General features: G+C 41.8%; 18 protein-coding genes. 4 read left to right on the top strand and 14 right to left on the bottom strand.

Annotated elements, in window-relative coordinates; genetic code table 11:
- Positions 1 to 56: 56 nt before the first annotated feature.
- Both FD05_RS01175 and FD05_RS01170 read left to right on the top strand, forming a co-directional pair.
- Positions 57 to 2,528, top strand: a complete 2,472-nt coding sequence (locus FD05_RS01175) for a DUF5695 domain-containing protein (RefSeq protein WP_020281600.1) — start codon at positions 57 to 59, stop codon at positions 2,526 to 2,528.
- 59 nt (positions 2,529 to 2,587) lie between these two features.
- Complete coding sequence (locus tag FD05_RS01170) at positions 2,588 to 4,162, top strand: MFS transporter (protein WP_039933077.1); 1,575 nt, start codon at positions 2,588 to 2,590, stop codon at positions 4,160 to 4,162.
- Positions 4,163 to 4,263: 101 nt separating this feature from the next.
- Here the strand turns inward: FD05_RS01170 and FD05_RS01165 are convergent, their stop codons facing one another.
- The 3 genes from FD05_RS01165 to FD05_RS11880 all read right to left on the bottom strand — a co-directional run bounded on the left by FD05_RS01165 (position 4,264) and on the right by FD05_RS11880 (position 6,685).
- Complete coding sequence (locus FD05_RS01165) at positions 4,264 to 4,602, bottom strand: hypothetical protein (RefSeq protein ID WP_039933075.1); 339 nt, start codon at positions 4,600 to 4,602, stop codon at positions 4,264 to 4,266.
- Between the two features lie 238 nt (positions 4,603 to 4,840).
- The gene (locus FD05_RS01160; protein ID WP_020281598.1) at positions 4,841 to 6,535 is read right to left on the bottom strand and encodes an oleate hydratase; all 1,695 of its coding nucleotides are present in this window, start codon (positions 6,533 to 6,535) and stop codon (positions 4,841 to 4,843) included.
- Between the two features lie 27 nt (positions 6,536 to 6,562).
- Positions 6,563 to 6,685: a hypothetical protein gene (locus tag FD05_RS11880; protein ID WP_020281597.1), complete on the bottom strand. Its 123-nt coding sequence runs from the start codon at positions 6,683 to 6,685 to the stop codon at positions 6,563 to 6,565.
- A gap of 272 nt (positions 6,686 to 6,957) precedes the next feature.
- Here FD05_RS11880 and FD05_RS01155 point away from each other — a divergent pair, with 272 nt between their 5' ends.
- Complete coding sequence (locus tag FD05_RS01155; RefSeq protein WP_020281596.1) at positions 6,958 to 8,397, top strand: DHA2 family efflux MFS transporter permease subunit; 1,440 nt, start codon at positions 6,958 to 6,960, stop codon at positions 8,395 to 8,397.
- Positions 8,398 to 8,459: 62 nt separating this feature from the next.
- Here FD05_RS01155 and FD05_RS01150 read toward each other — a convergent pair whose 3' ends face one another.
- The 9 genes from FD05_RS01150 to FD05_RS01110 all read right to left on the bottom strand — a co-directional run bounded on the left by FD05_RS01150 (position 8,460) and on the right by FD05_RS01110 (position 16,438).
- Positions 8,460 to 9,635: an aminotransferase class I/II-fold pyridoxal phosphate-dependent enzyme gene (locus FD05_RS01150; protein WP_020281595.1), complete on the bottom strand. Its 1,176-nt coding sequence runs from the start codon at positions 9,633 to 9,635 to the stop codon at positions 8,460 to 8,462.
- A gap of 170 nt (positions 9,636 to 9,805) precedes the next feature.
- Complete coding sequence (locus tag FD05_RS01145; protein ID WP_020281594.1) at positions 9,806 to 10,444, bottom strand: DUF421 domain-containing protein; 639 nt, start codon at positions 10,442 to 10,444, stop codon at positions 9,806 to 9,808.
- Positions 10,444 to 10,896: a DUF3290 domain-containing protein gene (locus FD05_RS01140; protein ID WP_020281593.1), complete on the bottom strand. Its 453-nt coding sequence runs from the start codon at positions 10,894 to 10,896 to the stop codon at positions 10,444 to 10,446. Before FD05_RS01140 ends, FD05_RS01145 begins: the two co-directional genes overlap by 1 nt.
- 70 nt (positions 10,897 to 10,966) lie before the next feature.
- Positions 10,967 to 11,860, bottom strand: coding sequence for a polysaccharide deacetylase family protein (locus FD05_RS01135; RefSeq protein WP_020281592.1), 894 nt, complete (start codon positions 11,858 to 11,860; stop codon positions 10,967 to 10,969).
- Complete coding sequence (locus FD05_RS01130; RefSeq protein WP_020281591.1) at positions 11,841 to 12,158, bottom strand: hypothetical protein; 318 nt, start codon at positions 12,156 to 12,158, stop codon at positions 11,841 to 11,843. Before FD05_RS01130 ends, FD05_RS01135 begins: the two co-directional genes overlap by 20 nt.
- Positions 12,158 to 13,372 (bottom strand): glycosyltransferase family 2 protein, encoded by a 1,215-nt coding sequence (locus FD05_RS01125; RefSeq protein WP_020281590.1) that lies wholly within the window; start codon positions 13,370 to 13,372, stop codon positions 12,158 to 12,160. The genes FD05_RS01130 and FD05_RS01125 overlap by 1 nt, the downstream gene beginning before the upstream one ends.
- A 13-nt stretch (positions 13,373 to 13,385) precedes the next feature.
- Positions 13,386 to 14,534, bottom strand: coding sequence for a family 20 glycosylhydrolase (locus tag FD05_RS01120; protein WP_191980527.1), 1,149 nt, complete (start codon positions 14,532 to 14,534; stop codon positions 13,386 to 13,388).
- A 214-nt stretch (positions 14,535 to 14,748) separates the two neighbouring features.
- On the bottom strand, positions 14,749 to 15,525 hold the full coding sequence (locus tag FD05_RS01115) for an ABC transporter permease (protein ID WP_020281587.1): 777 nt from the start codon (positions 15,523 to 15,525) through the stop codon (positions 14,749 to 14,751).
- Position 15,526: 1 nt separating this feature from the next.
- Positions 15,527 to 16,438: an ABC transporter ATP-binding protein gene (locus FD05_RS01110; RefSeq protein ID WP_020281586.1), complete on the bottom strand. Its 912-nt coding sequence runs from the start codon at positions 16,436 to 16,438 to the stop codon at positions 15,527 to 15,529.
- A 196-nt stretch (positions 16,439 to 16,634) separates the two neighbouring features.
- Here FD05_RS01110 and FD05_RS01105 point away from each other — a divergent pair, with 196 nt between their 5' ends.
- A complete protein-coding gene (locus FD05_RS01105; RefSeq protein ID WP_039933071.1) occupies positions 16,635 to 17,321 on the top strand; it encodes a type 1 glutamine amidotransferase domain-containing protein in 687 nt (228 codons plus the stop codon).
- Positions 17,322 to 17,504: 183 nt separating this feature from the next.
- Here the strand turns inward: FD05_RS01105 and FD05_RS11610 are convergent, their stop codons facing one another.
- Positions 17,505 to 17,663, bottom strand: coding sequence for a hypothetical protein (locus FD05_RS11610; RefSeq protein ID WP_156401565.1), 159 nt, complete (start codon positions 17,661 to 17,663; stop codon positions 17,505 to 17,507).
- Between the two features lie 168 nt (positions 17,664 to 17,831).
- Entirely contained in the window at positions 17,832 to 19,217 is a 1,386-nt protein-coding gene (locus FD05_RS01100; RefSeq protein ID WP_020281584.1) for a sugar porter family MFS transporter, read from the bottom strand.
- Positions 19,218 to 19,337 lie beyond the last annotated feature (120 nt).

Below are 19,337 nucleotides of genomic sequence, written 5' to 3'. Positions count from 1 at the left end.
GAGCACAATTCTTTTGAATAAATTCCTGGGAAAATAAACTCGTAAGGAAGATTAATATGACTAAATTACACATCCAAAATCTTAATTCCAACGTCGCTTTGCTTAAAAGCTTATCAGCAGAGGATGAAAATTCTGAACTGTTCGATTTTGCCACCAGCAAAGTGAAGGTTGATCGTGCAGGTTCTGATTTTTATCAGTTGGGTGACGTCGAACTGGCATTTAGAAATACCAACGAGCAGCAATGGTCATTCTTTAATACCAAGGATGACCAAACACTGTCAGCATCAGCGATCAAAGTCGACCGTATATGGGACCTTCAAGATGACGACGTTTTATTTTCCGCAACACTCACTAATTCAAGTACCAAGGATATCGAAGTCGGCGGTTTAGGCTTTGCCATGATTTTCAATCAGATATTTACTAATAACTCACTTGATGAAAGTCACAACAACAGCTCGTTCATTGATCCATATATTGGTCAAGATGCCGGTTACCTTCAGGTTGCCCGTCTCAATGGCCAAAAGCCAACTTTACTGGTCGTAAATGCCGGCAATACGCCATTTGAGGCGTATCGGCCACTATCCGATGATAAGACCCAAAAGGACGTTCATTTTGAAGGCTTCTATGAATGGACAGCATTTTCAAAGGCTTACTTTGACACTAACTGGAATGGTAAACGCCAATGGAATACGCCTAGTTCTTTCGTCCTCAAAGCTGGAGATTCAAAAACCTTTGCATTAAAGTTTATTGCCACTACCACGCCAGATAAAATCTCAGAAGTATTGGCACAAAATAAAATTCCAAGTGCTTCCAGTTTCCCCGGCTATGTTCTTCACGGTGAAGAGCAAGCTGAACTAACTATTAATACTGATAAAACAATTTCTAGAATCTATTCAGATCCAGAAAATGCAATTAAAATTTCTAACAGCCGCAAGCAAAATAGCTATCTACTGACGAGACTTCACCATTACTTTGGCCAAGCAAGGATTGAGGTTGTCTACTCGGATAATTCCAAACAAACAATCAATTATTACGTGACTGAATCGGCCGAACATCTGGTAAAGCAGCTAGCTGACTTTCATGAAAAGAATCAATGGCTCGATAAACAAGATAAATACGGGCGTCAACATTCCTTTGTTACCTACGACAATGAAGCTAATCGCCAAGTACTGGATGAATTCCGCTCATACATTTCTGGTGACTCAGATGAAGCCGGAGCTGGCCCAAACCTCCTCATGGCAATCAAGAATTTATATCTGCCGGATGAAAAACAAGTTCACATGCTCGAGCAGTACATCGATGATGTTCTCTGGGGACATTTACAGAATAAGGATTACAGCATCAGGGCCAGCCTGTATTACATGAATAACGATATTATGTATAGCTGGAGTAAATCTCGTTCTGAAGAAACTTGGCGAGCATATAATTACCCCCATCAAGCTGCCATTTACTGGGCAATGTATCGACTCGCTCGAAACTTTGATGGTCTGGTAACCAATCATACCTGGAAATGGTACTTAAACCAAGCTTACCGCACAGTTATGGCAATGCATAAATTCTGTGGTAAAGACGCATTTCTCGAGCTGGAACAATACGGGTTAATGGTTGGAAGTGTTCATAAATCTATTCTAGAAGACCTTCAAAACGAAAATTGGACAGAAGAAGTGAATAAATTTGAAAGTTATATGAAGTACCGTTACGAAACTTGGGCAAAATTACAATATCCATATGGCAGTGAAATGCCTTGGGATTCAACCGGTCAAGAAGAAGTGTACACCTGGTGTAACTACTTCAATGACCAAAACAAGGCAAACAAAACCGTCAATGCCATTCTTGCATATACGCCACTCATCCCTCATTGGGGATACAACGGTGATTCAAGAAGATACTTCGATTCTTTCGTCTATGGCAAACGTGAAAAGATTACCCGAGAATTCGGACATTATGGTTCAAGTCTGAACGCAATTCCAATCCTCGATAACTATAAATACCACGACTCGTGTGACCTATTCAAACTGGAAGTTGGTTATGCTGCTTCAACCAGTATTCTCAGTTCCATTGACCAGAAAGGTTTTGGCTCAATGGCCTTCCTAACTGACCCAGAATTCATGGAATTTGAACCTTACACTTCAGATTTTGGACAAGCCTTCTATGGATATGCGCATGATGCCGGTCAATACATTTATCAAAATTCTAATGGCGAATGGCTCTCATTTGGTGGCCAGCTTGCAAGTCATAACGAATTTCTACGACTTCAACCAACTGACGCATTTAAACATCGTCTGTTCATTCACACCAACGAAACAGACTTTGAAATTAATTCCGAAGTAGCACAAATTGCATCAGCAGACTTTAATGCAGATCTCAATGAAATCGAAATTCACTTTGGAACCTTCTCAGTAACACCAGAAACAATTCGAATTCGAGTATCGGACAACCTAATTCCCGACACCAACTCAAAAATTGTTCGTGGTGCATATACGCTTGATCCAAAAACATCTGTAGTGACATTCAAAATTAGAAGTTAACGATCATTTGGATATTAATGAAAGCGATTTCTACAAATTAAAATATAGGAAGTGGAACCATGCAAAAAACAAATGAAGAACATGATGGTTGGAACGAGTATGCGCACAAAAAAATATATACCCCTCGTGGAAAAATTGGCATCCTCCGGTCCACTGGATTTGGAATGTATGGATTTATTGGGTCAGCTGTTGGTTTAATCTGTTATAACTATATCTCATATTTTTACACCTACTTCTGTGGTTTAAACCCACTCCAGGTAGCATTCATGCTCATTTTTGGCCGAGTATTGGCATCTGGTGTTGCGCTCTGGATTGGGCATTTCTCAGACTCACTTTACAAATTCAAATTTGGTCGGAAATATGGTAGACGACATTTCTTCATCTTGATGACAATTCCATTCTTAGTCTATGCAACCTTAATCCCGATTACCGGGCTGAATTTCTGGTATTATTTTATTACTTACTCAGTTCTGTTGGCATTCTTCAACACTATCCATTTACCTTGGACAACATTGCCAGCCGAAATGACTGATTCCTTCAAAGTCAGAACCATCATGGGCACAGTTCGTGCCGTTGTCGGGGCATTGTTAAACACAATTGCTGCTTTCGTGGTTGCCCAAGTCTTGAACAATTGGCCAAAAAACGACCCTAAGATTTACTTGTATCTGCAAATTGGGCTTTCTGCCGTTGGAATTGTCTTCGCGCTGATTACTTATTACACAACCTGGGAACATTTCGTGACTAAAAATGAAGCAGCTCTCATGGAAGCCGAACATAAGCAAGGCGAAAACATTTCCGCTACCCGCTGGATTCGATTTAAAGAAACAGCTCGTGATTACCTTTCAATCTTCAAAATTAAAAGTTTCAGAAAACATCTGTTTATCGATGGTGCCGACCAAATGGCAGGTAATCTGAACGGATTAATTCTAACCTACTTCATTGTGAATGTGCTCGGGTTAAATGCCTCAGTTACAGCATACTTATCATCCCTAAGCACATTTATCGGAATATTTGTCATGATCGTTGCCGGATATGTGATTAACAAATATGCACCAAGATATATGTACGGAATTGCTTACGGAATGGCCCTTATCTCATGTATTGGCTTTGGTCTGCTCGGATTCATTAAGCCGGATCATCTTGTAATGTGGTTATTAATCGTTCAGATGTTCTCAATCTTCGGAGGACAGCTGTATGGCTTTATCCCTGGAACGGTCTTCCCATCGCTTCCAGTATTGGACACTTTGTTGACCGGTCAAAATCGCGCTGGAACTTTCTCATCACTTGCAGGATTATTCGAGCAAGGTGGGTTCGTAATTACCAACATTCTTGGCGAAGGTGTTCTTCAATTATCAGGATTTAAGAGCAGTACAACCGGTGCCGTCAATCAATCAGCAACTGTGCAACTCACACTTACGCTGCTCATCAGTGTCGGGGTTGGTTTCTTCTTCCTGGTTGCCTTGTATAATGGTCTTTCATTTAAAGCTGATAAGCCCAAACTGGATCTCATCAACAATGAAGTATCTCGTTTGAAGGCCGGTGGAAAAATGTCCGAGGCTTCAAATAAAGTAAAATCTGTTACTAAAGAATTAACTGGTGAAGATTATGATTCCATCGCCGTCTGGAAAAAATAATATCATTTCACTCACTACCTACTGATAAGCAAACAAGCGCCTCAAAACATTTGGCTCAACACCAATGCTTTGAGGCGATTTATTATCAAAAACTGACGTATTTAATTTGACCTTTGGACAAGTCGCTTGTCCCAATAATAAAACACAATTGCAATAACTGGTCCTAATAAATCATAGGCAAGCAATAACCCCACCGCTAGGAAAAAGTTCATCTCACCCACTGTTTTTCCCTTTGCGTCAGCAACTGCTTGAGATATTGGATAAAGGCCTCGAAATTTCATCAAATAAAATTGACTTGCAAAAGATAAAATAAGCCATGCCAAAACTAACCCGATTCGAAGTGTAAAACTTCCATCAGGGTTTGAACAATATAGAAAATAAATTCCTGCAATAATGATTGCTTGAAGAGCAATTCTTAGAACATATACTGGTTTATTCATTTCATTCTCCTTATCTAACATGAGTTAGATTTACGTAATATTGATATCGCTTACAAAATCATTTTACAGTGCGTCATCAAATTAAGTAATCAATAATCTAATCAGGAATTTATAATAACTCACTATTTAGCTTTTTGCATTTAATCAAAAAAACAGCCGGCGTTACGTAAAATAAACGCATTACCGACTGTTATTTTGTTAATTTTTGAAAGCTAATTAGTTTACTTCGTTCTCTATCTTATTCAAACATCTTTCGAGTAGCCTTTGCCAAGGTCTTAACATCCTTATCATAACGTGGATTTTTAACCAATTTAGCCATTGGCACGCCAGCAAAGTGGTAGGCAGCAATTTCACCTGAACGAACAGCACTTTGCTCAGTGAAGACCATCTGATATGGCTGTTCAACAAATTCACCTGTAAATGCCAGGTTGGTTGAGTGCTCTGGAATCACTTTTGGCCGATCCGTCTTGGCACGGTTGTTGAACAAGGCCGAAGCGTATGGCATGTATGCTGGAATATTGTTAATCACGCTATCCATGATTGCCTGCTTCTTATCCATAATATTGCCTGGACCTGGGTCGACTTTAGAAAGTTGGCCGATGAGTTCCTCAACCATTTCTTTACCGGTCATCTTGATGTACTGTTTATCAACAAATTCGCCTGTTCGACGTGGATACAGGAAGTAGCCCCAAATAACCGATTCATTTGGTTTTTGAGTTGTGAAATGAGGTTGATGGTGAACCACGATCGACATGTTGACATCTTTGTTACCCATTGGTGTAATTGGTGAAGTCGAAATAAACGAATTCAGCGCATTGCCTGGAACCTGAGTGGTAATCCGGGTAATTTCATTCAACAAGGTATGATCCTTAGTGGTCAACGTAAAGCTGACCCATTCACTGGCATTTCTATCATTAAAGAATTTATCTGGATTCCCCAAATTGTAGAACCGGTTAGTAGCTTTCTTCCATAGACTGGCTGCTGCACCATAGTCCATATTTTCCGGAGCCGGGGTATTGAAATCACCCAAGGTAGCCGAATCAGTAATTGAACCATTGGTGAAGATTACAGCGGTGTCGTCATCAACCGGCACATCCTCTTCCTCACCGGTTTCGGTATTTGTCATCCGCAATGCTGTAACAGTAATTTCATCCTGCATTGGGGTATTTTTAAATTCAAAGTTTGTTACCCGACGGTTCAAAACGATCTTAACGCCCTGATCCTTCAAATAGTTAATCAAAGGCAGCATGATGCTTTCAAACTGGTTGTATCGGGTTCGGTTAACACCAACCAGATGCTCAATTTGTGTAAATTCATAAATCATTTGGTGCATGTAACGGCGGAGTTCCTGAGCCGAGCTTTGAACTCTAAAGGCAAAGGTGGTTTCCCACATGTACCAGAAATTGGTGGTAAACATGTGAGGATCGTCCTTGAAGTAATCGGCAATTGTCACATTGTCGAGCTTTTCTTCTTTAGAGTCGGGCATCAAAATCAACTCAGTGAGTTTCATTCTGTCCTTATTATTAAGGCCTAACTTGCCACCATTAATGATGCCTTTGCCGCCCTCCATTAACCGAGCTTTATCAAAGGTCCGGTGTTTGGCATCAAAGTCACGGGTATCTTCAGCTGCCGTCATCCCTTGCTCAGTTGCGGAAGGGATTCGGCTCAGCAGATCCATCAGGTCAACGTAAGTCCGGTAGTTTAACATCCTGCCACCACGAGCGATGAACCCTTCACTGTTTTCCAATGGATGGGTCTTATTCCAATATTCATCGGCCGCTTCGCTTGCGGTCGATCCATCGTTTGAACCGTGATCATCTAATGAATAAAACGTAATCTGGCTGCCCTTCCATTTACCTTCTTGAATCAAATAAACAGCCGCAGCCATGTTAGCCAAGCCGGCACCAATCATAATTGCTTTATTTTTTGTCATTGATAGCTCCTCCAGATCTGTTAAAGATTACTTTGCTTCGTATTCATCGTATAAATGTGAATCGTCTTCAAACCAACCGATTGACTTTAAGAAACAAGCGCCTGCAACAACGACGCCAATCCCCGCTACTAATAAAAACTTGTGTTTCATATTTAATCGCTCCCCACATTGTTTTTTGAGAGAAATGCGATAATTATATTCTTCGCATCTGCCTTTATTGTAGTAGATTATTGACATAAATGTGTGGACAATGTGCACGCATCTGTCCATATTTTGATAGCGCTGTCATTAATCATTGATATACCGCGTTTTCATAGATAATGAAACTTTTTGAAAATAATGCTTACGAGAATTTTTTATTTATGGTAATGTAATCAATTGTCGTGATAGAAAAGTTTTTTAGAATTAGGAGAGTCATCTTTATGGAAAAATCATTAAATACAGAAACAACTTCTGTAGAAACAAAACAAAAGCAAGCAGCCAAACCGGTTGCCCGTCCATTCTTAGCTATGTTGGGAATGTTGATCGGTGGATTTGTAGGAATGCTCAGTGAAACTTCACTGAATATCGCCTTACCAAGTTTAATTGCTGAACTTCATACGAGTATTGGGACCATGCAGTGGTTAGTAACCGGCTACATGTTGGTCATCGGAATTGTCTTACCAATGTCTTCATTATTGCAGCGAATTTTCACTACTCGTTCATTGGTCTTATTCGCACTGTGCGATTTCATGGTTGGTGCTGTGATTTCCGCTGTGGCACCAAACTTTGCTATTTTATTAGTTGGTCGAATGATCCAGGGTATTGCTACTGGATTAATTCTGCCACTGATGTTTACTGTAGCCACACTTATCTTCCCACCATATAAGTTAGGTTCAGCAATGGGTATGATCGGATTAGTCATCATGTTTGCGCCAGCTGTCGGCCCAACTTTGGCCGGTATGATTCTCGGTATCCTTTCGTGGCACTGGATTTTCTGGTTGTTCATTCCGTTCTTGTTAATTGCGTTCTTCTTGGCACTTAAATTTCTGCCAAACGTTGGCGATATTACAAAGCCCAAGATTGATTGGTTCTCACTTATCCTTTCAGCTGTCGGTTTTGGTGGCTTGGTTGCCAGTGTTAGTATGGCCAGTGACGCCGGCTGGGGTTCTCCACAAGTATTGGGAACTTTAGTTGTTGCCATTATCGTATTAGCCTTGTATATTCGACGTCAGTTGCGTTCGGAATCCCCTATTTTAAACTTCAGAGTATTTAAAAAGAGCCAATTTACCATTGGTTCCGTCTTGGTTATGTTGGATTTCGCCATTATCTTGTCATCAATGTACTTACTGCCAATGTTCTGGCAAAATGGGTTGGCCATTCCAGTTGCCCTGACCGGTATTGTCATGCTGCCTGGTGGATTTGTAAATGCGCTTGTTTCTGCAATTTCTGGTCGTTTCTCTGATATTGTCAGCACAAAGCTTCTTACCGTTCTTGGATTCGGAGTTACTATCATCGGATTAATCATGTTGCTTTTGGCAAGTTCTACCTCACCAATGTGGTACGTTATCTTAGGCCACATCGTTATTATGATGGGACTTCCATTAGCAATGTCACCTGCCCAAACTTTTGGTTTGAGTGCTTTGGATGAAAAAACTTCTGGAGATGGAAGCACCATTATGAACACTTTCCAACAAATTATCGGTGCTATGGCAACTGCCATCGCAACCAGCTTGTTGGCATTTGGAAATAATGCAGCCGGAAACGTCAGCCATCAAGTTGCCTTTACCAACGGTGTTCATGTTGGCTTATGGTTTGCTTTGATTGTCGCAGCTGTCGCATTCTTATTATCATTTACCGTTAAAGACCAGAAACGTGCTTAATTTAACATGTAAAGTTACAAAAGCCGCCAGCACAACGCTGACGGCTTTTTATATACATAAATTTATTTAGTTGGTTCGACGGAATGATCTGCAACTAACTGCTTCACAGCCTTCATAGCAGCAGCCAATGCTTCGTCACTGGCCGCATAACTAATTCGGACATATTCATTATCGCCAAATGGATCACCAGGCATCAAGCCGATGTGGTATTCCTTGGCCAACGTTTTGACAAATGCCCAACTGTCCATGTGTAACCCTACCGGAATTTTGGCAAAGACGTAAAATGCCCCGCCCGGATGGACAACATCGAAACCAGCTTCAGTCATTTCTTTTGCGACAAAGTCACGGCGTTTTTCATATTCCTGAAGCATTGGTTTGGAATCATCCTGACCATGCTCCAAGGCTTCAATTGCGGCATACTGAACGATTGAGGCAGCCGCAGTTACTGTAAATTGGTGAACTTTGGCAATCTCATCCACAAACCCTGAAGGGCCAAATATAAAGCCCAGACGGTAACCAGTCATGGCATGAGACTTCGATAATCCATTAATGATAATTGTTTGGTCCGGCAGATATTCTGAAATTGAATAATGCTTCTGACCATAAGTTAATTCACCATAGATTTCATCACTGATAACCCAAATACCATTTTTCTTCAAGACGGGGGCCAATGCAGCAATTTGTTCCTTAGAATAAGCCACCCCGGTTGGATTGTTGGGATCGGTCAAAATCAACCCTTTAACATTCAAATCAGGATGATCATCAATCGCCTTTTGGACTTTGGCTGGAGTGAGAATAAAGTCATCATCACTGGTATCCACCAAAAGCGTATTCAGCTCATTTAAAGTAGTTGAGGCATCATATAACGGATAAGCCGGAGTTGGAATAATCACGGCATCACCAGGCTTAAATAACGTTTTAACGGTAACTGCCACTGCTTCGGTTGCTCCAACAGTCACAACAATTTGATCAGCTGGATAATCATAGCCAAATTTATCACGATAATACTTTGAGGCCGCGTCCCGGAGTTCTTGATAACCCCAATAATATGGATAGTGGGACTTGTTATCATTGATGGCATCAATTGCGGCCTGCTTAATATGGTCGGGAACGTTAAAGTTAGGCTCCCCTAAGGTTAGTTTGATAATCTTGGGGTCAACACTGATATCATGATCAAACTTACGCATTGCGGATGGCATGACCTTTAACACGTATGGGTTAATTTCGTTTAATTCCATTTTTGAGACCTCCGGGAAATCTGTATTTAAAAACTGATTCGTTAAAAGTTATTGTTAATAATATAACAATTACCGGAGATGTCAATAAAATCAGCGCAGAAAATGAATAATTATTCTACATGATCACCTTAAATGTGTAATGATACATGGTGAAGTCAGGTGAATTATAATTATTTTTCAGGAAACTGAGCCACTTTCAAAGTGTTTTCTCGATAGGTTGCCCAAAAGACCGACTTCACACTGTCGATCCCCTGTTTCTTTAATTCAGTATCCAGCCAAGCTTCGTCTTTGCCCATCACGTCCAGGACATCTGGGTCAATTTGGCCGTCAACGATCACTGGGTAGCGAATACTGCCTTCGCCTTGATTCAAGACTGTTAGCTGACCATTTTGCTCCAAAATCGCCCGTTTGACGTCTTTCATATCGTACACACCGGCGGTTCGCAGCTTGAAATCAACATCTGAGGCTGACAAATTAGCCTTGATGCAGCTCTCCACCAATAATTGGCCATTTCTCACCAAAGTAATCGGTTCACCCTCAATGAATTTGCCGAACCAGTGAATATGCGTTTTCAAATATCGGGTGACCATGATCAACAGTGCCCACAGCAACAGAATGACCAAAAACTGCGCCATTGTGATCGCGGGATTATAAATCACCCCACCGATAATGCCACCAAGGACATAGTTTTGCAGCTGATCCATTGCCGAAGTTGGAGCCAAGTTACCCTTCCCGGTCAAGTTGATGAGGACCGTGATGAACAAGAAACCCACGATTAATTTGAGTGCCACGTCTGAATATGTAAACATTATTCTGCCTCCTCGACTTTAATGTTGCTTTGACTATCTAATTCCACCCGTTCCAAGACAAATCCCGTGCCCGCAGGATTGTAATCCACCCGGTAAAAGCCATCTGGAGTCTTGACCATCAGATTAGCATTAACGTTGGTGGAATTGACGCTAATGGTCTTCGGACGCACATGGAGTCGCTCTGCCACCTGTTTGACAGTGGAAGTAATTTGTCCGGTCTGCTTGGAGGAAGATTGAATCGCGCTAAAGTCGTTATACTGCATGGCCAGCACCAGCAATAGCAGCGTGGCCACAATGATGCTTAAATCCTTGTATTTGATGTCCATTCGGTTCCGTAGGTAATGGATTAAAAACAAAATAAAAACGACTGCCAGCAAGCTGATAATGATAATTCGGCCGTACTGCCAGTTGCTTTGAGAATTTTTCAGGTAGTCATACGTATAAAATGTCATGTGCATCCCCCTAGAATGTTTCGCTCAATACAGCTTCTCATTCTAAACCAAAAGTGGCCATGACAAAAAATTAATTGTAATTAATCCAACGCTTAACACTGTCCCAACTATTCGAGTTGATGATAACTCTTGGTGTCTGCTTGAGATCACTGTGATCAGTCACAATCCCATCGTTCAAAGTTAAAATAACTTGAAGACGGTGTTGTTGATCCAGAAATTTCTGGATTTGCGGTGTTCCACTCCCGTATGGATAGGTAAAAATTGGTGATTTGTAACCAACTTTTTGCTTCAAAACATCCTGGCTAACCGCATAGTCTCGTTTGAATCGGGTGAAATTCTTCGGCAGATTAAACACTGGTGTGCCATCATGAACCAGATAATGCATGTTGTTGGTGTGAACGCCAAAGGTAACTAACCTGCCAGCACGCTTTTTCATCTTCATAATTGCCGGCCAAGTTGCCAATTTTGTGCCTTGTTTGTACCAACCGGTGTTGCCGGTAATGATTGAATCAGTGAATGGATAGTGGTGCTTTAATAGAACAGGCATCGCGTTATCGATCATCGTCCGGTCAATATCATCAAAGGTAATGACCACGTACTTGCCGTGAAAAGGTGTCCGCTTTTCAACCATTTTCATCATCGTTGGCAGCGAAATGACCTTCACATGGTGCTGTTGAAGATAATTCATTTGACGTTTAAATGACGGGAGGTTGACGTTAAAATCATGAAACTGGGTGTTTGGTGAAACATTTTCATCAAACTTCACCAAGCCATCGGTACTCAAAACCCGGTGGTAGCAAAAGACCATCACGCCATTTTTCACCCGTTCATCATGTTTAGTAATTTGAAAATCCGGCTTGTTCCCCAGTTCATAGGCAATGTTGTGATGAACACTGAATCCCAATAAGATTAAAAACACGACGATCAATCCGCTGAGAATCCATTTACGACTTGTCTTGCTCATGATTTTTCGCCCTCCGCTCCAAAGATCTAATCCGCAGCCAACCAAAAATCGTCATCAGAATTGTGACCACCATTACTAATAGTGCAAACCGCGCATAAGAATAGTATGACAAATTCAACAAGAGATAGTCCGAAACCAATGTATCCGAGTATGCATTTAACAAAAAGCAGACGTTGATGTAAATGATGTAGCCAGTGATTCCCCATAAGATGACTAGGAAAAAGCCACGCCGCAGCATCGTTAAAATTGATGATTTTTTACGAATAATCAGATCTGATTCGGTTTTCTTTTTCATCATCAAAGCCCCCGATCCGGACTGCTCCAGCTGCCAACGTGCCTTGGATCAAGGAAGAACGATCCTAAAGCCGTCAGGCAACTGACCAAGTTGATAAACCAGTAAAAGATTACATATAGCGGCAATAGTAATAGATCATGCCAAGTGATAAAGTCAGACTTCTTGGAATCGGCATAGCCAATTAGGAATTGAATCAAGCTGATTAATAGCAGGAGAAACAAAATCACACCATCCATAATCAAATCACCAGTGAACGCGACTGTTATCAAATAAAATAACGTCACAAAAGCACAGCTCAGCGCCCACAAATCGCTCAAAATCATGTCCATCAGGAGCCACTGCTCACTGAGGCGTCCGGTCACCAGCATTCCCCGGTTTCGATATAAAACTTCAAATCCACCACGAGCCCAGCGGCGGCGTTGATGAACCAAATCGACAATTCGTTCGGGAACCAAAATCCAGGCAACCGATAACGGACAATACGCCACTTGCCAGCCGTGGTGATACAACCGCCAAGTAATATCAATATCTTCTGTGATGGCGTCAGTATTCCACCAACCGGCATCAGCTAAGGCAGATTTTCTATAGGCGACCACCACGCCGGATACGGTCGTGATATGACCGGTGACAAAGGCCTGACCTCGCTTAATGATATCAATGACGCCAACATATTCCAGCAGTTGAAGCCGCCCTAGCAAGCTGGTCCGGTTACGGACAATGGGTTTACCACCGACTGCACCCACTTTGGGATTATCATAAAATCTGGCCATCATTGGCTCCAACGCATTCTTATCAACATAACAGTCTGCATCCAGGCAAAGTAAAAATTCACCCCGAGCTTCTTTAGCCCCTTCATTCAGCGCATTCGCTTTTCCTTGATTTTTCTTAATATCAACGATCCTAATCGGTACCTTGGCCCCATATTTCTCTGCCAATTGGCGCATCACCCGTACCGTTTGGTCGGTGGAGCCATCGTTAATCAAGATCAGCTCAAGCTTGGCGTAAGTCAGTCTGGCAACCGACTCGACCACTTTGTCCAAAGTTTCCTCCTCATTATGAGCAGGAATCAGAACTGAGACCAACGCATCAGGTTTGCCGGCGTGGGCATTATTCAGTGGAACTCGATGTTGTTGAATCGCAAAGAAAATTGAGCCGACAATCCAAACGGTCGAGACAATGACTGGATATAAAATGACGAATGAACTGATCGTATCCATGATGTTCCCCCCCTTAAAGTGGCTTTTGGGCCAGAGCTAAAAATGATGTAATGAATTTTTCACCGGCATGATAAATGCGGCTGTCACTAATCGAACCGGCATCATCTGCCCAAATCGAAGCGCTACTGCCAACAATCCCCTTTAAAGATTTAACCTTGGTCGCATGATCTTCATGCCATAATGCTGGTGTCCAGTATTGCTTCATATCTTTGGTCATGTACGCAACGCTCTGCTTAGTCATGTTGGCTTTTGAGATATTGAAATAAAGATAATAGTCGTTGTAATTGAAAACTTTGAATCCATGCTCAATCAAATTTGGCATTGACGCCCAGCTTTTTTCACGCTGTTTGCCAAGTTCACCATGTTGATCAGCTGTCCAATTCCAGTAAGTCACTTGAATATGGCGGTTGAGATCATTCAAACTGTTGCTTAAAAAGCCGTCATTCCAAGCTTCTGGGATGAACCCTTGTTGTTGAATATTCTGACTGATGGCATTGAGATACTTGATATAAGCAGTATTTTTAGTGGTTTTATCAGTGAACTCATCCCCACCTAAATGAAATCTCAGATTTTGCTGGCCAGCAAAGTCGGCTGCAACTTCGTCATCCAGCTTTTCCACGAAATGAATACTGGTGTTATTAAGATGAAGCTCGTCACCATAACTATTGGAATGCCAACTGATTTGATCTGCTAATTGCTTATGACCGTTGGCTTTCAATGTGTTCACCAGGCCGGTCACGTGCGCGGGCGTATCGATTTCAGGAATCAATGTCACGTTGTACTTCTTTGCATCCTGAATTAGATACTTGATTTCAGCCTTACTATAGAAGAATTGGTTCGTGTGCTTGTTATGCCAAACACCGTCTTTTTTGACAGCATTTTGCCTTGTCTGGCCAACAAAGTTATTTTCAATCGCAAAATTTTTATCATCCGTCAAATGCAGCTGAATAAAGCTGCCATGATGGGTGCCAACCAATTGAATGTATTTAGTCAACGTGGCTACCTTATAATGCCGCCTGGCCACGTCCAGGGTCAGCCCGTTGAATTGCCCATTCTGACTTGAGCTGGTCTTGGCGATCGGCTTGGTTGTTGATTTTTGTGCGCTGCAACCCATCAACAATAAGGTCAGCGGCAGCAATATTAACCATTTATTATGTAGCATGTTGCATTCCCCCAAGATCAAATTTGAAATATGTCTGTAACATTCTTAAATCACGTCAATAGTAACAAAGATCACAAAAAATCCCAGCAAACAGCTCATCATTTTTGAAACGTTAGATACTCTTAACAATCAATGCGGTTTATTAAGATTTACGGGCACGAAAAAGCTGCCCCCATTGCTGGAAGCAGCTTTAATCTATGTTTATTTATTTTGCTTAGACGCTTCTGCGTTTAAACACGACGTAGCTAATTGCCATGAAAATTGCGGTGTAAACTAAACTACCGCAGACCATCTCAGGTGTCGAAAGCAGGGTCATCTTATGAACCGAATCGCTTAAGAGTTGTTGCGGTAAATTCATCATGTTTAACGGATTCCACTTGAGCCATTCCCATTTCTGCATTAAGAGAAACATCACATTGGAAATGATCGACAAAGCAAAGTACCCGATGATTCCGATTGAAATCGCCGCTGCGGTACTCTTGAAAATATTTGCTAACAAGAGAACCAGACTCAATACCAGCCAGACAGTTAGAAATGTCCCGATGATGCCGAGCCATTGTGCTTCAATCACTGAATGACCCGATTGGTAAGTATCAGACAGCTGGAACTTATCGTTGAAAAGAACCACTTTCAGTAGCAGTGACCAAACAAACGCAAGCACGTAGAAGTAAATCGAATAGAGCAACATTGTGATCCACTTGCTCACGAGGATTTGCCCCCGATAATATTTCCGGTATAACAATTCTTTAATCGTGCCATACTGGAACTCCATCGCGATGATTGAACTGCAGGCGGCAATCATAAAGAAGACAATCCAGGTAGCGCCTGTAAACATCCCCACAAATTGGCCTTGAGGGGCGCCCCAATATTTGGGATAGTTCTTGGTGAGTACGGCATAGATCGTCATGATAATCAATAGAGTCGCAGAAACAGCGTAGGTACTTTTCTTATGAAGCAGTTTGAAAGTTTCTTGTTTAACTAAGGTTATCATTCTATGACTCCTTTACTTTGTCGTTTTTGAGCAGGTTCAATAATGAAGTTTCCAAATCACTGTGGACGTGTTGAACATCTTCAATTTCAATGTCGTTGTCAGACAGCAGTTTGATGACGTCGGCCATCTTGGTTTGATCATTTTCGATGACGGCAAGCTTATCGCCATCATCAAGTTGATAATTATTTTGAGCCAGGAGATCTTTTGCCTTGGCATCGTCAGAAGTCTTGAGGACAAGCAACTTCTTGCCGCCGCTTTCAAGATTGGCCATACTTTCGGTGTAAACAATTTGGCCTTTATCGATGACAACCAGATCGTCAATCAATTTTTCCAACTCACTTAAAATATGGCTGGAAATCAAGAAGGTCGTGCCCTGCTTGGCGAGATCAAGAATAATGGTCCGCAAGTCTTTATTGGCTTGTGGATCCAGACCATTCATTGGCTCATCCAAGATGACAAATTTTGGTCGGTCAACTAAGGCCAACGCAATCCCCAACTTTTGTTTCATCCCTAACGAATAGGTTTTTGCCTTTCGGTTGATGTATGAATCCATCTTCATTTTGTCGACGATGTCCATAATTTGATCCTTTGAAGTCGAATCTTTGGAGAAAAGCTGCAGGTGCTGGTACCCTGTTAAAAATGGGTAGATGCCGGGATATTCAATCAAAGCCCCGACTTTGTCCATTGCTTTATGGCTGGTTGGTGACACGGGATCGCCATCAATTGTAATTTTGCCGCTTGCGTAGTTAAATAGACCCAGGACGGCTTTCATGATTGTTGATTTACCGGCACCGTTAGGCCCGACCAAACCAACAATATGGCCAGTTTGGACTGAAAACGAAACATCTTTCAGAACTTGTTTCTTACCAAAGTTCTTATTGAGATGTTCGACATTTAATATTGTGTCTGCCATTTGTTCCTCCTAGTATTTTTGTGTAGCTCTACAAGTAACCACATTTTACTGCGTGGCTGGCTATAAGGATAACATATGTGTTAAAACTTATACAACACCCCATTTCACATCAATCTTAATCATAATCTGCTATGATGGGGGTTGGGTATAATAACGAAAAGTTTATTAAGAATCAAAAATCGAGGTAATTCATTTCATGACAAAAGCATTAATGGTGGTTACAAATAACCCCAAGTTTAAGAAAATTCAGCGGGCCACTGGGATCTGGCTGAAAGAAGCCAGCCATTTCAATAAGGTCATGGCCGATAACGGGATTGATGTTGATTACGTGAGCCCACAAGGAGGTTACGTGCCAATCGATCCTCTGAGCTTGGGCACTGATGATATGGATGCAACCGACTGGGAATACTATCTGGATGATACCTTTCGAAACGAGCATTTAGCCAAATCGTTAAAACCGGCAGATGTCGACCCTCAAGACTATCAAGTGATTTATTTTGTTGGTGGACACGGTTCGATGACCGATTTTACTGAAAATACCGAACTGGCTGCGATTGCTGAAAAAATCTATGCCAATGACGGGGTCGTTGCCGCTAATTGCGTCGGCGTCTGCGGCTTACTGCCAATGCGGACGGCTGACGGAAACAGGTTTGTCCACGGTCGCAAGTTGACTGGCTTTACAAACGATGAAGAAGCTTTGAATGGACTGACCAATGACGTCGAATTTCTTCTGGAAGATGAGTTGAGTAAGGCCGGTGCCAGCTTTGTAAAGGGAACCGCCTTTGAGCCCAATATCGTGGTCGACGATCGATTGATTACCGGACAGAATCCTAATTCTGCAACCGGAGTTGGCGAAGCAATTATTAAAGAATTACTGCAATAGTTCCAAACGATCTGTTTGAGGGGTATTTTGTTAATATCTGCTTGAACAGTTTTTATTTTGGCCATTTTTGGCTTTCTGAGCTTTGCAGTCAATCCGTATGTTATTTAAAAGTGTGCATTCAAGTGCAAAAGAGCTGCTCACGCTAGCAGTCGTGGGCAGTCAGGCAATTCTTTACATTTCAAATTAATTGTAGCATAGTAACTGAAAGGAGAATTTCATTATGAAAAAGGCATCTTTCTGAATCATCTTTTGTTTATCATTAGGATGCATGTTAGCTGCATCTTTCATCCAACCGCTCCTAAAGTCATATTTCGGAAACAACGTGATACTCCCTGATGCCATGTTAATTATCCTCCTTAGTTTATGTTCTGGCCTAATCGCAAGCAAGATTGACCATAAGTTCAATAAAAAATAGCTCGTTGATTGAACAAAACAGCAATAATAGCACAAAAGGAGAAATGCCTATCGAATGGCATTTCTCCTTTTGTGTAAATAGTGATCTTGAAATAGTTATTTATTAATGTTTTCTTCTTCAATATCTTCCAAACTGTGGCCTTTAGTTTCTGGTACACGTGAATGGATGAACCAGACACCTAACAAGCAGATAACACCAAAAATGGCAAATACGGCATCTTGTGGCATGCTGGCAGTCATGATTGGGAAGAGGAGCCCAACTGCGAACGAACCGACCCAGTTAGCTGATGAAGCGGCACCTGAGGCCCGGCCACGAATGGCAAGTGGGAAGACTTCACCGATGAGTACCCAAGTTAATGGTGCCCATGTAAATGAGTAGGCAGCCACGTAGATGCTTAAGAAGACAACAATCATCAGCGGGCTGGCGTTTGGCACCAAGAATTTGATGACTGTTGGCAAAAGAAATGACAATCCCATCACAGTCCCGCCAAGAATCAACAGTGTGCGACGCTTAAATTTATCGGCAATGCCCAAGAATACCAATGACCCAATTACCAAGATAATTCCCTGAATAATTGGCCACATGAGAGCCGAGTTGGCTGCCTCTCCAGTGGCTTTTTCAACGATTAATGGAATATAGTAGAAGATCGCATTGGCACCCTGAAACTGTTGAAAAGCCGCGACTCCGATACCAGCAATGGCCAGATAACGATATTTTGAACTAAAGACAGTTCCCCATGTAGTTGCTTTAGAGATTTTCTTTTCTTGTGACGCGGTATCTTGAATTTGATCAAGTTCTTTATTAATTTCTTCATCATTATTTCGAATGTAGCTCAAAACTCGGCGAGCTTCGTCAGGACGACCATTTTTTACTAAAAATCTTGGTGATTCAGGTAACTTCATAACCCCAAAGAACAGAATTAAAGCCGGTAGTGCGGCCAACCCAAGCATTGATCGCCATGCGAAGTTCTCTGGTAAGTCTTTCAAGACAAAATCCATGACATAAGATAGAAGCATCCCCGAAACGATCATCGTCTGGTTAATTCCCGTTAAGCGACCCCGCATCTTTGCAGGTGCCATTTCTGACATATAGGCAGGAACTAAGGCAGATGAAGCCCCAACAGCTAATCCAAGGAAAACCCGGACACCAATCAAATAGAATTGGCCATCATGAGGTGAAATGGCAGAAAGTAGTGAACCAGCCATGAAAATCAGAGCAGAAAGTAGGATCATTTTACGACGGCCTAATTTATCAGAGAGCTGGCCAGCAATTGCGCCGCCAAAGATCGCCCCAAGCATTACTGCAGAGGTGATCCACCCAACTATTGTGGCGTTATTCTGCAGTCCCCAATCTGTTTGTAAAAATGGCAATGCCCCCGTCATTACACCAATATCATATCCAAATAAAATCCCACCGAATGAACCGAAAAAATAAATAAATCCACTGGAGATTTTCTTTTCTGTTACAGCAACCTTTTCCATGACAATTCTCCTTTGTAATTCTTATCTGTAGCGTTCATTAATGTCGTATCCCATTTCGAAAGGGTTGAAAGGGGTTACATAACAAATCGCACAAATCTTAACCAAAAAATATTAAATACA

The organism is Lentilactobacillus otakiensis DSM 19908 = JCM 15040 (genome assembly GCF_001434145.1).
Lineage (GTDB): Bacteria > Bacillota > Bacilli > Lactobacillales > Lactobacillaceae > Lentilactobacillus > Lentilactobacillus otakiensis.
The sequence above is the reverse complement of the archived record's forward strand: the minus strand, read 5'-3'. Positions and strand labels throughout refer to the sequence as shown.

Bases quoted from the DNA above. Each gene is read 5' to 3' on its own strand.
- FD05_RS01175 (WP_020281600.1), top strand. From the start codon at position 57: ATGACTAAATTACACATCCAAAATCTTAATTCCAACGTCGCTTTGCTT.
- FD05_RS01170 (WP_039933077.1), top strand. From the start codon at position 2,588: ATGCAAAAAACAAATGAAGAACATGATGGTTGGAACGAGTATGCGCAC.
- FD05_RS01165 (WP_039933075.1), bottom strand. From the start codon at position 4,602: ATGAATAAACCAGTATATGTTCTAAGAATTGCTCTTCAAGCAATCATT.
- FD05_RS01160 (WP_020281598.1), bottom strand. From the start codon at position 6,535: ATGACAAAAAATAAAGCAATTATGATTGGTGCCGGCTTGGCTAACATG.
- FD05_RS11880 (WP_020281597.1), bottom strand. From the start codon at position 6,685: ATGAAACACAAGTTTTTATTAGTAGCGGGGATTGGCGTCGTTGTTGCA.
- FD05_RS01155 (WP_020281596.1), top strand. From the start codon at position 6,958: ATGGAAAAATCATTAAATACAGAAACAACTTCTGTAGAAACAAAACAA.
- FD05_RS01150 (WP_020281595.1), bottom strand. From the start codon at position 9,635: ATGGAATTAAACGAAATTAACCCATACGTGTTAAAGGTCATGCCATCC.
- FD05_RS01145 (WP_020281594.1), bottom strand. From the start codon at position 10,444: ATGTTTACATATTCAGACGTGGCACTCAAATTAATCGTGGGTTTCTTG.
- FD05_RS01140 (WP_020281593.1), bottom strand. From the start codon at position 10,896: ATGACATTTTATACGTATGACTACCTGAAAAATTCTCAAAGCAACTGG.
- FD05_RS01135 (WP_020281592.1), bottom strand. From the start codon at position 11,860: ATGAGCAAGACAAGTCGTAAATGGATTCTCAGCGGATTGATCGTCGTG.
- FD05_RS01130 (WP_020281591.1), bottom strand. From the start codon at position 12,158: ATGATGAAAAAGAAAACCGAATCAGATCTGATTATTCGTAAAAAATCA.
- FD05_RS01125 (WP_020281590.1), bottom strand. From the start codon at position 13,372: ATGGATACGATCAGTTCATTCGTCATTTTATATCCAGTCATTGTCTCG.
- FD05_RS01120 (WP_191980527.1), bottom strand. From the start codon at position 14,534: ATGCTACATAATAAATGGTTAATATTGCTGCCGCTGACCTTATTGTTG.
- FD05_RS01115 (WP_020281587.1), bottom strand. From the start codon at position 15,525: ATGATAACCTTAGTTAAACAAGAAACTTTCAAACTGCTTCATAAGAAA.
- FD05_RS01110 (WP_020281586.1), bottom strand. From the start codon at position 16,438: ATGGCAGACACAATATTAAATGTCGAACATCTCAATAAGAACTTTGGT.
- FD05_RS01105 (WP_039933071.1), top strand. From the start codon at position 16,635: ATGACAAAAGCATTAATGGTGGTTACAAATAACCCCAAGTTTAAGAAA.
- FD05_RS11610 (WP_156401565.1), bottom strand. From the start codon at position 17,663: ATGGCATCAGGGAGTATCACGTTGTTTCCGAAATATGACTTTAGGAGC.
- FD05_RS01100 (WP_020281584.1), bottom strand. From the start codon at position 19,217: ATGGAAAAGGTTGCTGTAACAGAAAAGAAAATCTCCAGTGGATTTATT.